The organism is Moraxella sp. K02 (assembly GCF_041154755.1).
Lineage (GTDB): Bacteria > Pseudomonadota > Gammaproteobacteria > Pseudomonadales > Moraxellaceae > Faucicola.
In genome coordinates, this window is record NZ_AP031590.1 from 1,517,984 (window position 1) to 1,530,894 (window position 12,911).

The 12,911-nt window shown below is 43.2% G+C and carries 9 protein-coding genes and 1 tRNA gene; 5 read left to right on the forward strand and 5 right to left on the reverse strand.

Annotation, left to right across the window (positions count from 1 at the left end):
- The first annotated feature begins 263 nt into the window (after nucleotides 1–263).
- The 5 genes from ACAM39_RS06775 to ACAM39_RS06795 all read left to right on the forward strand — a co-directional run bounded on the left by ACAM39_RS06775 (nucleotide 264) and on the right by ACAM39_RS06795 (nucleotide 6,020).
- Complete coding sequence (locus ACAM39_RS06775; protein ID WP_369627112.1) at nucleotides 264–1,520, forward strand: two-component system sensor histidine kinase NtrB; 1,257 nt, start codon at nucleotides 264–266, stop codon at nucleotides 1,518–1,520.
- A gap of 100 nt (nucleotides 1,521–1,620) precedes the next feature.
- A complete protein-coding gene (locus ACAM39_RS06780; RefSeq protein ID WP_369627113.1) occupies nucleotides 1,621–3,411 on the forward strand; it encodes a sigma 54-interacting transcriptional regulator in 1,791 nt (596 codons plus the stop codon).
- Nucleotides 3,408–4,406 carry a serine/threonine protein kinase gene (locus ACAM39_RS06785; protein ID WP_369627114.1) on the forward strand — a complete coding sequence of 333 codons (999 nt, stop codon included), beginning with the start codon at nucleotides 3,408–3,410 and terminating at the stop codon, nucleotides 4,404–4,406. The genes ACAM39_RS06780 and ACAM39_RS06785 overlap by 4 nt, the downstream gene beginning before the upstream one ends.
- Before the next feature lie 111 nt (nucleotides 4,407–4,517).
- Nucleotides 4,518–4,602: transfer RNA gene (locus tag ACAM39_RS06790), tRNA-Leu, on the forward strand.
- Nucleotides 4,603–4,868: 266 nt separating this feature from the next.
- Nucleotides 4,869–6,020 carry an AAA family ATPase gene (locus ACAM39_RS06795; RefSeq protein ID WP_369627115.1) on the forward strand — a complete coding sequence of 384 codons (1,152 nt, stop codon included), beginning with the start codon at nucleotides 4,869–4,871 and terminating at the stop codon, nucleotides 6,018–6,020.
- A gap of 105 nt (nucleotides 6,021–6,125) precedes the next feature.
- On the opposite strand, the gene clpA is transcribed toward ACAM39_RS06795, so the two are convergent.
- The 5 genes from clpA to hemE all read right to left on the reverse strand — a co-directional run bounded on the left by clpA (nucleotide 6,126) and on the right by hemE (nucleotide 12,854).
- Nucleotides 6,126–8,585: an ATP-dependent Clp protease ATP-binding subunit ClpA gene (gene clpA / locus ACAM39_RS06800; protein WP_369627116.1), complete on the reverse strand. Its 2,460-nt coding sequence runs from the start codon at nucleotides 8,583–8,585 to the stop codon at nucleotides 6,126–6,128.
- Between the two features lie 416 nt (nucleotides 8,586–9,001).
- Nucleotides 9,002–9,475 carry an ATP-dependent Clp protease adaptor ClpS gene (locus ACAM39_RS06805; protein ID WP_369627117.1) on the reverse strand — a complete coding sequence of 158 codons (474 nt, stop codon included), beginning with the start codon at nucleotides 9,473–9,475 and terminating at the stop codon, nucleotides 9,002–9,004.
- 42 nt (nucleotides 9,476–9,517) lie between these two features.
- Nucleotides 9,518–10,366, reverse strand: a complete 849-nt coding sequence (locus tag ACAM39_RS06810; protein ID WP_369627118.1) for a hypothetical protein — start codon at nucleotides 10,364–10,366, stop codon at nucleotides 9,518–9,520.
- Between the two features lie 289 nt (nucleotides 10,367–10,655).
- Nucleotides 10,656–11,723, reverse strand: a complete 1,068-nt coding sequence (gene argC / locus ACAM39_RS06815) for an N-acetyl-gamma-glutamyl-phosphate reductase (RefSeq protein WP_369627119.1) — start codon at nucleotides 11,721–11,723, stop codon at nucleotides 10,656–10,658.
- A 21-nt stretch (nucleotides 11,724–11,744) separates the two neighbouring features.
- Nucleotides 11,745–12,854, reverse strand: coding sequence for a uroporphyrinogen decarboxylase (hemE, locus tag ACAM39_RS06820; protein ID WP_369627120.1), 1,110 nt, complete (start codon nucleotides 12,852–12,854; stop codon nucleotides 11,745–11,747).
- Between the last annotated feature and the right edge of the window lie 57 nt (nucleotides 12,855–12,911).

The following is a 12,911-nucleotide window of genomic DNA, read 5'->3' on the forward strand; positions in this document are numbered from 1 at the left end:
TTATGCCCTTTTTTTATATGCCTTTTTTATAGTTCTTTTTTTAGTAATTACGTTTTAACTTTTGCACTATTTTGGTTCAAAATATATCATACTACGATTAGCACGTTGCTATAAATGAGGGATTTTTTAATATCAAATGACTGATTTGATACCCATCGCGTTCCATTATTTATCTGTTGTGAAAATAATCCAAAAATTATTCAATAGTTTGTTGGCATTTAAATTGCACTTTAACCATTGCTCAAATTTGTGGTAGTTATCCAATGACCCATCCTACTTTTTTACATAGTCTTGAATCCAACCAGACCCTGTTTGATGACATGTTCAATAACCTATTATCGGGGTTAATTATCGCTGACAGCAACTATGAGTGCGTCTATATCAACGCGACGGCTGAGCAGATTTTGTCAGTCAGTCAGCAGCATTTACTTCATAAAAATGTTATCGATATTTTAACCCCCGCAAACTATGAAAAATTACTAACGCAAACATCAGAGCAATCGCATACGGATGATGACCCGATAACCCATAAAAAAACCAAAGTACAGGCCAAAGTGGCGCTGCAAAACCAATTTGAACATACCAAAAAAATGTACCAAGCCTTTATCCATCATGATTGCACCATTTTGGGGCTAAGTACCCAAGGGATTGGTGCACCATTATTGGTCGATTATGGGGTTTCCCCATTAGAAACCGAGGCGGGGTTTTTCTATTTGATTGAAATTTGGGCAAAAGATCGCGAAAGTCGTATTCAACAAGAACAATATCAAAATCACCAACATTTGATAACCCGTCAAATGATTCGCAGTATGGCACACGAAGTCAAAAACCCTTTAGCCGGCATCCTTGGGGCAAGCCAACTGCTTGAGAAGAATTTTAATCAAATCATGAAATCTGATGGGATTGTGAACTATATTAATGACACCAAGGCGCGAAAGGTCGCCAATTATCTCAGTATAATCATGGATGAGACCAGACGACTCAATAACTTGGTGACCCAATTGCTGGGCGCGCCAAATTTGCCTAACTGGCAATTAATCAATGTACATGAGCCTCTGCAGCATGTGCTAACGTTGGCAGAGATACAAAACCCCAACATTAGTCTAGTCAGAGACTTTGATTTATCGTTACCAGAAATCACCGCTGATAAAGACCAGCTGGTACAAGTATTTATGAATATCGTCAATAATGCGATACAAGCGCTCAATGAAAATGACATTGTGTCGCCTATCATCACGGTAAAAACCCGTATTCAGCACCAACAAACCATTGGTGATATACGGCATAAAAGCGTCTTGCGGGTTGATTTTATTGATAATGGCTTGGGTATTGATAGTGAGTTGTTACCGCAAATTTTTTATCCTTTGGTCACAGGACGCGCCAATGGTACGGGGTTGGGACTGGCCCTTGCTCATGACATTATTCAGCGCCATCAAGGGCAAATCAGTGTGACCTCTCAGCCAGGTGAAACCCTATTTACGATTTTTTTACCTTGGCAAATTCGGCAAATAACCAAATGATAGTTTAAGCGTGATACACCACAGCATCATGACTGATCGGCTATGAATTTTTCAATCAATAATGTTTAAACCAATACAGTTTCCCATATAGGGTTTTTATATGACTTATACCAATAATAAAACGCCAACCGCCGAGCCTATTGTTTGGGTCATCGATGACGACCAAGCGTTACGCATGATTTTGGAAGATACGCTAACAGATAGTGGATTTCAAGTGCAAACCTTTGGCAATGCGCAATCGGCGTGGCGGCTACTACAAGATAGCGAGCAAGACAGCCAACCGAAGAGTGACAATAACAATAGTGCCTCCTTGCCAAACGTCATCGTCACCGATATTCGAATGCCGATGATGAACGGCTTGGACTTTAGCAGTAAAATCAAACAAGCCTTTGCACAAATTCCTGTCATCATCATGACCGCGCATGCCGATGTGCAATCCGCGGTGGATAGCTATCAATCAGGCGCGTTTGATTACTTACCCAAGCCATTTGAGTTGGATGATGCCATTGCCATGGTGAAAAAAGCTTGCCTGCAAAGCCAGTCAAACCAAACACAGAAACGCAGTAAGTCCGAGAACCACAACGACTCTCTGATTCGTGATGCACAGCAGCCGCCACCTGAACCCGTGACAGCCGAGCCAGAAAAAGCCACCACTAACCCATCAGGCATCATCGGGCAATCGATTGCCATGCAAAAAGTTTTTCGTGCGATTGGTCGCTTGTCGCATATGCCGATGACAGTCCTCATCACCGGCGAATCGGGTACGGGTAAAGAGCTGATTGCCAGTGCCTTACACGAACATTCACCACGCAAATCCAAACCATTTATCGCGCTCAATATGGCGGCGATTCCGCATGATTTGATTGAAGCTGAACTATTTGGTCATGAAAAAGGCGCGTTTACGGGTGCGACTACCACGCGCCAAGGGCGTTTTGAGCAGGCGCATGGCGGTACTTTATTTTTGGATGAAATCGGCGATATGCCCTTACCGACCCAGACGCGTTTGCTGCGCGTCTTGGCAAATGGTGAGTTTTACCGTGTCGGTGGTCTCAAACCCATTAAAGTCGATGTACGTATCATCGCAGCGACCCATCAAAACTTAGAAACCCTTGTGCAGCAAGGCAAGTTTCGTGAAGATTTGTTTTATCGGCTCAATGTCATTCGACTGGCGCTACCTTCCCTACGTGAGCGCCGCGAAGACATTCCGCTGTTAATCGATTTTTTTATGCAAAATATCGCCAAAAGCATGCATACCTCGAACAAAACCATCACGCCGTCTGCCATGCATATTTTGCAAAGCTATCCTTGGCAAGGTAACGTGCGCCAACTTGAAAATACCTGCCGCTGGCTCAGTGTGATGACAACAGGGCAAACCATTCAGCCCAGTGATTTGCCACCCGAGATTTTACAAGCTTTTGAATCGCAAGATACCACGCCTGTAACTACGCGTGAGCCCAATACACATAAAACACATAACTATCAGCCCGACACTCAGTTTGAGTCACCTGCTAGCGACCATCCGTCATCTTTGCTAACTCCGAGTAACAGTCCCAGTCCCAGTGCTAGTTCTAATTTGAGTGCCCATTCGAGTGAGCTGCCAACGCCTTTGTCCGCTACAACGGTCATACCGACCTTGCACGCCTCACAAACTGGCGCAACCGCAGATTGGATCACGCCACTCCAAGTTTGGGCACAGCAAGCACTGGCTGAAGGACAGTATGACATTCTGCAAACCGCTTATCCGATGTTTGAGAAATGTTTACTTGAAGTGGCACTTGCCCATACTGCTCAGCATAAAGGACAAGCAGCTGATCTACTCGGTTGGGGGCGCAATACCGTGACCCGAAAATACCAGCAGTTGATTGAAGGCAGATCCGTTAAGCCATCATGATTGAGACAAGGTCAACTCACCCAGCACTGGTTATCATAAAAAATGGCTTTCAGTCGGTCGTTACTGACCTACAGCCACTATCAGCTTCAAATCCACTCAACCATACCGAGCTTTGGTATGGGGTATGGCATTCAACTCACTCCCCGCCTACTGCCGTTGTGGTTAAACAATTACTACCTCACTTTAGCGCAACCAATCTCGCCCATTTTGAGCAACAAATCAACGCCCTTCATCATTGCCAAAGCCTAGCGATTGACAGCACCCATGCGACGAGCGGCATTCCCACGCTGTATGCTTCAAACCTTCTACCCGACACCCTCATCTTTGACCAACAGCAGCCGCAGCAATCTGTTAGTCCCTGTCTGGTCATGTCCTATCATTCAGGGGAGACGTTAAAATCCTTGATGTATGCGCATGCTAAATTGCCACTACTTAATCTTCAGCAAAAAATGACCATTTTTTTACATAGTTGCCAAGTGGTCAACCGTTTACATCAATTTGGGCTGATGCATTTAGATCTCAAACCTGCCAACTTTATTGTAAAACCCAATCTTGAGGTGGTGTTAATTGATTTTGGTCTGAGTGATTTTAGTTTTAGTGATATTGATTTCAATAATATTGCTCTTAGCGATACTAGGGCAAAAAATGCCTCACTCAACTGCAAAACTTACACCGCTGGTACACCCGCCTATATGAGTCCTGAGCAATTCACAGGACAGCCTGTTGACAAATTTAGCGACTACTATAGCTTGGGGGTGGTATGGTATGAATTATTGATGGGATGTCTACCTTTTATGGCTAATGATTATCCTGGTTGGGCAATCGCGCATTGCCAACAGCCTGTGCCTTTTTTATGCCCAAATCATCAGCTATCAGAATTTGCTTGCCAAGCTTGCCAGCCTTTTATTGACAAGCTGCTGGCAAAACGCGTGGAAAACCGTATTAATGACTTGGCAAACATTATCAATGCGCTAAAAATTTTACTTAACCAATAAAAAAATGCAATTTTTTTAAAAAACCCCTTGCCAAAGCGAAATTTTTCTATATAATAGCCAACCACAAAGACACTGATACAAATATTGAGTCAACACTTTGAGGCAACTCATGGGGCTGTGGCGAAATTGGTAGACGCACTGGATTTAGGTTCCAGCGCCGCGAGGTGTAAGAGTTCGAGTCTCTTCAGCCCCACCACTCAAATCGGTATTAGTTAAATTAACCTGCCTCTTGCAGGTTTTTTTATGCCCAAAATTCCTGTCTATCTTATCTCACCATTGCTTACTTACTGCCTCACTGTTAGCCCGTATGTTGCTCACTGTGTTGCTAAAAAATTTTTTAACTGATTTCTAACTAGCTACTTTTTAGCTTGCATCCAATATTAACCACCCCATCTCTATAGTTAGCTTGTTTACTGCTAACTATGTTAATTTTTCTACTGCCTTTTATAAGCCTATATTCCTATGAAAATTTTACAATCGCCCTATTATCAACCACGAAAGCTGCTCAGCGCCTCCTCTGAGCCGCCCTATACTGTTCAACTTATTGAGGACAACATCCAATACGCTAGCAAATATAACCCTTTTGAGTCGCTACTCGATGATATTTTCCCTGGGGTACATGTTGGCAACCATGACATGGTAATTCGCAAAGAGCAGCTCAAAGATTTTGAACGTTGCACCGATTTTACCACCGTCGCCTATTCGCATAAAAATAATACATTGTATGAGCGTGAAGCTTGTTATTTTCATCCCAAATATGAAGTGTTCATGCTCACCAATGAAGATTTATCCAATGACTATGACGAATACATCTTTGAGTCAGGCTTGTTAAAAGTCGTCAGTATTTACTATATTTCGACCAATCCGCATTCGGCGGCCAGTGTCAAAAACGTGTTTGATGAATACTTGCAAAAGTATGTGTCGCAAGAGGCTAAAGTATCGATTTTACTCAAAGAAGTCCATGGTTTTGTGTTTAAAACCCATCGTATCAAGCCATTTCCCATCAATTTAGATACCATGTATCACGATGATTTTCTGCCCGTGCATCAGCACATCAAAGAATCGCTCAATCACGATGGTAAAGGCGTGGTACTGTTGCATGGTGTGGCGGGTTCAGGTAAAACTAACTATATCAAATGGCTAACTAGCCAAGTACCTAATAAAAAATTCATCTTTGTGCCCACTACCATGATTGGGTATTTGACCAACCCTGAATTTATGTCACTATTAGTAGATAATAAAAACTCGGTATTAGTACTTGAAGACTGTGAAAACTACATTGCCGAACGTAGCATTGATAACGCCAATACCGATGTGGTATCGGCGATTTTGAACATTGCTGATGGTATGCTGTCGGATGTGTTGGAGTGCCAGTTTATCTGTACCTTTAACTCCGATATCTCAAAAATTGACCCCGCGCTGCTGCGCAAAGGTCGATTGATAGCCGAGTATAAATTCAAAGAACTGTCCGTTGAAAAATCCAACGCGTTTTTGGCATCCATTGATAAAGCTATCACCGTCAATAAACCGCACTCATTGGCAGAGTTAACCAACATGGATCATCTGTCCTATCGAGAGAAACAAGCAGAAAAACCCAAATTTGGTTTTGTATAATTATTAAGCCCATTTATTAAGTATAGTCATTAAACATCATCAGTAAGCATAAAAAAAAGGAGCTCAATGGCTCCTTTTTTTTATTAGACATTACTAAACCTAGACCTAGACATTGTCGATTTGCTTTTCATCAATGGGCACAAGCTCAATCGCTGTTTTATCTGCATTCATACGAATCGACACCGTACCGCCATTCACCAAATCACCAAATAATATCTGCTCTGCCAATGGTTTTTTGATTTCATCTTGAATCAAGCGGTTCATTGGGCGTGCACCCATGAGACGATCGTAACCTTTTTCTGCCAGATAATTTCTGACCTCATCATCAATTTCAAGCACCACTTTCTTGTCATCGAGCTGGGCTTGCAGCTCAACCAAGAATTTATCAACCACAGATACAATGACATTTTGATCCAATGGGTTAAATTGAATGATGGCATCCAAACGATTGCGAAACTCTGGGGTAAACATCCGTTTCATCGCTTCACTATTGTCGCGGCTATGGTCTTGTTTGGTAAAGCCCATGCTGTTGCGACTGATGCTATCAGCGCCGACGTTGGTGGTCATAATCAGTATCACTTGTTTAAAGCTTGACGTGCGACCGTTATTGTCGGTGAGCGAGCCATGATCCATCACTTGGAGCAGCAAGTTAAATACGTCAGGATGGGCTTTTTCAATCTCATCTAGCAATAGCACACAATGCGGAAATTGATTGATTTTTTCGGTCAATAAACCACCCTGATCAAAGCCCACATAGCCTGGCGGTGCCCCAATCAAGCGTGACGCTGTATGTGCTTCCATATACTCAGACATATCAAAACGAACCAGCTCAATGCCTAACAAATTCGCTAACTGACGACTGACTTCAGTTTTACCGACACCGGTAGGACCGGCGAACATAAACGAACCAATCGGTTTATCATCTGGTTTTAAGCCTGCACGTGACAACTTGATGGCATCTGCCAAGTTTTTGATGGCTTCATCTTGACCAAACACCAGGTGTTTTAGGTTGCTTTCAAGATTTTGTAGCACCGATTTGTCATCTGTTGAAACTGATTTTGGCGGGATGCGCGCAATTTTTGAGATAATGTATTCAATTTGCGGGACATCAATCACCACTTGTCCACCCTGTTGTGCGGCGTCAATCACTTGATTATCTGCTTCGCTTAACATAGCTTCAGGTTCGACAACACCATCTGCTGCATGGCTAACATCTAAGTCATCGACAAGTGCGTCTTCATCTACCACAGGCTGATTTGATAGCTTGTCATTTGCGACGGCATCAATGGATTGATTGCTGTCCACACCAGATTCAACCTGATTTTCGGCTTGTTTTTGCAGGCGAACAAATGCACCCGCTTCATCAATCACATCAATGGCTTTGTCAGGCAAAAAGCGTTCGTGAATGTGTTTTACCGCCAGATGCACCGCACTTTGTAGCGCCTGATCGGTATAGCTCACATTATGGAATTTCTCATATTGTTTTTTCAGACCGCGTAGAATATCAATCGTTTCATTAATGGATGGCTCGTTGACATCAACTTTTTGGAAACGACGACTTAAGGCATGGTCTTTTTCAAACACTTGGCGGTATTCGGTAAAGGTGGTTGAGCCGATACAACGCAGCTCACCTGATGCCAACGCAGGTTTGATTAAATTGGACACATCCATATTGCTGCTCATCGATGAGCCAGCGCCAATAATCATATGGATTTCATCAATAAATAAAATCGCATTGGGCTTGGCTTTTAAGGCATCTAATAGCGCTTTCATCCGTTTTTCAAAATCGCCGCGGTATTTTGTACCGGCAATCAGCGCACCAATATCTAAACTATAAACCACACAACCTGATAATGGTTTTGGTGCTTTGTCATTGACAATCAGCCATGCCAAGCCTTCCGCAATCGACGTTTTACCCACCCCTGGGTCACCCACCAGTAGGGGATTGTTTTTGCGGCGACGGCATAAAATCTGCGCGGTACGCTCGATTTCTGCTTGGCGACCAATTAACGGATCGGTGCCACCCGTAGAGGCTTTTTGATTGAGATTAACGGTAAATTCAGTCAATGGGTCTTTATTGGCTTTTTCACCCGTTTCCTCAGTTTCAACACTGGTTAATTTGTCGCGCACTTTTTTGTCTTGACCATGCGATAGGTACTGGGTTAACTCAAGTCGCGTCACCCCTTGTTTTTTAAGCAGATACACCGCGTAGGTGTCATGCTCTGAGAACATCGACACTAGCAAATCTGAGCCTTCTACCAAACGGCTGCTGGCAACCGATTGCACATGAAAAATCGCCCGCTGCAAGATACGGTCAAAACTGCGCGTTGGTTGTGGCGAGTAATCTTCGTTGATATCGACCGTTGGTGTATGTTCATCAATATACTGAGTCAAATCTTTGCCAAGCTGATCCACATTGACTGCACAAGCCACCAAGGCTTCTACCGCATTTTCATTCTCTAACAGGGCCAATAGCAAATGCTCGACCGTTAAATATTCATGGGCACGTTGTTTTGCGAGTGTCACTACCAACCGCAACGTGCTTTGTAATTCTAAACTTAACATAAGATGTCCTTAATACTTGTCACCGACGGTTTTTGATTTTGCCCTACTTGAAAAACACCATGCGCTTTAATTGGTTTGATATGGTTATTGGTGTTGAGGGTTATGTGTATTGTGTATTGATGTTTTCTCAAGTTTCATTTGCCGTCACCTCAGCACCAAATATCTTATGGATATCTGGCTAATCATGCTAAGTTCAGTTAAAAGGAAGTAAAAATGAAAGATGACAAAATGGGAAAAATCAAAATCATTACGTTTAATATAATGACATTGCTAATAAATTCAAGTGATAAAACGTAGTTAATGGCGGGTTTTAGAATCGCAAAAAATTTTAATAGTAAATAAAAAATTCAATGGTGAATAAAAAACAGAAAGGAGATACCACCAAAAATAAAACGGGGTTAAATCGCAAACTGCCACTAACCTTGGGGTTCAATTTGACTCAGTAACGGATAGCCTGCCTGACGCGCTTCACGGTTGACGGCTTGCGCTTTGGTTTCTGCGATGTCCTTAGGGTATATACCGGCAATTCCTTTGCCTTGTTGATGAATGGCAAGCATAATACTGATGGCTGAATCTAGCGAATGTTTAAAATGATTTTGTAAAACATCCACCACAAATTCCATCGGTGTATAGTCATCGTTATACATGACCACCGCATACATCTGTGGTTTTTTCAGTTCAGGGTCAGCCAATAGCACATCTTCGACGGGGTCGGTATTTGGCTCGCCTTCTATGTCGGTCAAACGGGCTGGCAATGAATTTGGTGATTGGCTAGGTGGCTGTTTAGGGGACTGTGTTGGCAACCATGCCGGTAGATGCCAATCCATATTCGTGGTGGTTGGCTGTGACACGACTGATTGACGAGAAAAATTAAGCGGTTGAAGCATCATTAATTGAACATTTACCTAAGATTAGATTAAACATTGATTACACTACTTTGCAGCAGGTTTTTGCGTATTGGCTGTGCTTGCCACTGGCGTGCTATCGGTCGAGCTCACAGGTCGTTTATCCGCTTCAGGCGTTTCTTCAAGCGTATACGGCATGTTATCAATCGGTTGACCGAGTTGCCAATCATACACTTGCTCAGTTTTTTGGTTGCCGGCGGTTAATTCAAGTTTCACTTGTTTGGGCACAAAGTTTTTGGGCATCAAAAAACGCCCGCGAATTCTCGCAATCCCATGAATCGAGTAACTATTGGGTTGCAATGGGACTTCGACCATATTAACTTCATCGAGCAAGGTCAATTTTGGTATCAAATTTTTTGGCTGATTTGACGGATCGACCATACCGACATCAAAGCGGTATTCATAGGCATTTTCTGGCAACGGTGCGATTTTTGCCCCGATGACTTGTAAACTCATACCGCCTTTTTTGGCAAGCGACGTGGTTAAGAATTGCTGACCTTGTTCAAGCTGTAAGTTGGTAACTTTTAGATCTTGAATATCGGTACGCAGTGCTGATAGGTTCGCCAAGCTGATATCTCGCTCTTGCTGCGCGGTGGTTAATTGGCTTTGCAACGTATCAGATTTTAGCTTTAATGATTTGATGTTTTCTGCTGAAATTTCAAGACCTGCGGCGGTTTTTTTCGCTTCTTCAGCAGCAAAGCTTAAGCCGCGATGATAACCAATGCGTTGACCTAACACCAGTGCAATGATGGCAACTAACAACAAGCTAACCCCAAACGCAATCAACCACCCAGATACCTTGTTGGGTTGGGTAATATAATTGCGTTGTGCTTCTGGCAAAGATTGAGAAGAGTTATTATCTTCGGGCAAATCCATAGAGATACTCAAATTGAAAAACGATCAAAACATGGATAATCACAGTACTGACGATAGCTCAAAAAGGGTTGATGAATATGACATCCATTAAAGCGAACCCCATTATAAACAAAAATTATGATGAATTCAGCTAAATTTATTGACTGAAAAAATAATAAAGTTAACCCATTTCATCATAGCGTCATATTTTTTTGGCTAAAAAGAATAAAGCAATGCTTATTATGGTATTAATATTTCTAAATACGCTGACCATAAATAGCTTAAGAAAACCACTTATTCAAGAAATAACTTACGGCACGACGGCAACCAACGCCAACCCTGTTTGCTCTGCAAGCCCAAACATCACGTTCATATTTTGCACGGCTTGTCCTGCCGCACCTTTGACCAAATTATCTTGTACCACCAAAATCGTCGCCATCGGGCTATTTTCTAGTGTTTGCACCGCAATTCTTAAATAATTGCTACCCCGTACACTACGGGTATCTGGGTACATCCCTTTTGGCATGACGTCTACAAAATATTCGTTTTGATAGCTAGTTTCATACAAAGATTGTAAATCTAATGCTTGACCCGCCGCCGTCAAGCGAACATGAATCGTAGTAAACATACCGCGAATCATGGGTACTAAATGGGGTACAAAGCGGATATCATGCGGCTGAAAGCGTTTGCTTTGACCCAGTATTTGGTCAATCCCTTGGGTAATCTCTGGAGCGTGACGGTGACCTGCCACCCCATAGGCGCTAAAACTATCCGATGTCTCGCTAAACAATAAATTCATTTTGGCTTGGCGACCTGCACCTGAGACGCCTGATTTGGCATCAATAATAATCCAAGGCTCAATTAATGCCTGCTGCTGGCTGTTTTGGGCATCGATTAGCGGTTTTAACCCCAAAATCGCCGTGGTGGGATAACAACCTGGGTTGCCAATAACCTTGGCTTTGGCAATGGCATCACGATTGACTTCGGGTAACCCATACACAGCGTCTTTTAAAATATCGGGGCAAGCATGTTCAAGTTTATACCAAGTTTCAAAATCTTGTAGCGACTGCAAACGAAAATCTGCCGCCAAATCGATGACTTTAGTGCCATTTTCGGTTAAAAATCTGGCATGCTTCATCGCAACGCCGTGGGGAGTAGCAAAGAATACCACATCACATGCTGCTAATTTTTTTTCATCCAAATCCGAAAACGTTAAATCGGTCACGCCCCGCAAACTTGGAAACATATCATCGACGCGTCTGCCCGCTTCTGAGCGCGATGTCAGCATCGTAACTTTTGCCTGTGGATGACGACTCAATAGTCGAATTAGCTCTACGCCAGTGTAGCCAGTGCCACCGACAATACCTACTTTGATCATGGTCGTCTCCTAATGTTGGTATTAAAGTTTGTACTCATGCACCGCATCAATAAAAGCTTTGGCATGGTCAGGATTAACCCATTGGTTAATGCCATGACCTAAGTTTGCTATATAGCCTGTTTTGTCACCGAGGCTATAGGCGTCCTGTAACATCAAATGCGTCTGCTGGCGAATATGCTCAGGCGATGCAAATAATGTCGCGGGGTCAAGATTACCTTGCAGCGCGATGCCTGTATGCAGCTTTTTGTGCAATTTGGTCAATTCTTTTTGCTGTTCAAAGACAATGCTGCGGGCTCTATCCAGTGGCATTGTCCAATCAAGTCCTAGTGCATCCGCGCCACTGTGGCATTGGGTATCTAACCACAATCCGCCACCTTTGGTAAACAATACCACAGGTACCTCTGGGTATGTTGCTTTGATCGCCGCGACAATTTTAGTGTTGTAATGGTGTGAAAATTCAACAAACTGGCGGTGCGCCAATGCCCCGCCCCAACTATCAAAAATTTGTACTAACTGCGCGCCCGCTGCTATTTGCGCTAGCAAATAATCAATCACGGCATCGGTGATTTTAGCGAGCAGCGCATGCAAGGTGTCAGGTTCGCCATACAACATGGCTTTGGCATAGCGGTATTCTTTAGAACTACCGCCTTCAATCATATAGGTCGCTAGCGTCCACGGACTACCCGAGAAGCCAAATAATGGCGCACGGCCTGCCAACACATGACGAATACTGGTCACCGCTTTCATCACATAGTCGAGTGCATCTGCCATCGCGACGGTTGGCAAGGCTTCAACCTCTGCCATGCTTCTGACAGTTTTGTGAAATTTTGGACCTTCCCCTGCCTCAAAATACAGACCCAATCCGAGCGCATCAGGAATGGTTAAAATATCACTAAACAAAATCGCCGCATCCAACTCAAAACGGCGAAATGGCTGAATGGTGACTTCTGTCGCCAAATCGGTATTTTTACAAAGCGATAGAAAGTCACCGGCTTGGGCACGGGTTTTTTTATACTCAGGCAAATATCGACCGGCTTGTCGCATCATCCACACAGGGGTCACATCCACAGATTCAAAACGCATGGCTCTTAAAATGCGGTCATTTTTTAACATCGGAAAATTATGGGTCATGTCGTTGCCTTTAAAAATAATCTTGGATAAAAATACTATTGGGTAAAAATACTATTG

What these genes read in the sequence shown, in the direction of transcription:
- ACAM39_RS06775 (WP_369627112.1), top strand. Translation starts at nt 264, where the DNA reads ATGACCCATCCTACTTTTTTACATAGTCTTGAATCCAACCAGACCCTG.
- ACAM39_RS06805 (WP_369627117.1), bottom strand. Translation starts at nt 9,475, where the DNA reads ATGATGCTTCAACCGCTTAATTTTTCTCGTCAATCAGTCGTGTCACAG.
- clpA (WP_369627116.1), bottom strand. Translation starts at nt 8,585, where the DNA reads ATGTTAAGTTTAGAATTACAAAGCACGTTGCGGTTGGTAGTGACACTC.
- hemE (WP_369627120.1), bottom strand. Translation starts at nt 12,854, where the DNA reads ATGACCCATAATTTTCCGATGTTAAAAAATGACCGCATTTTAAGAGCC.
- argC (WP_369627119.1), bottom strand. Translation starts at nt 11,723, where the DNA reads ATGATCAAAGTAGGTATTGTCGGTGGCACTGGCTACACTGGCGTAGAG.
- ACAM39_RS06810 (WP_369627118.1), bottom strand. Translation starts at nt 10,366, where the DNA reads ATGGATTTGCCCGAAGATAATAACTCTTCTCAATCTTTGCCAGAAGCA.
- ACAM39_RS06785 (WP_369627114.1), top strand. Translation starts at nt 3,408, where the DNA reads ATGATTGAGACAAGGTCAACTCACCCAGCACTGGTTATCATAAAAAAT.
- ACAM39_RS06780 (WP_369627113.1), top strand. Translation starts at nt 1,621, where the DNA reads ATGACTTATACCAATAATAAAACGCCAACCGCCGAGCCTATTGTTTGG.
- ACAM39_RS06795 (WP_369627115.1), top strand. Translation starts at nt 4,869, where the DNA reads ATGAAAATTTTACAATCGCCCTATTATCAACCACGAAAGCTGCTCAGC.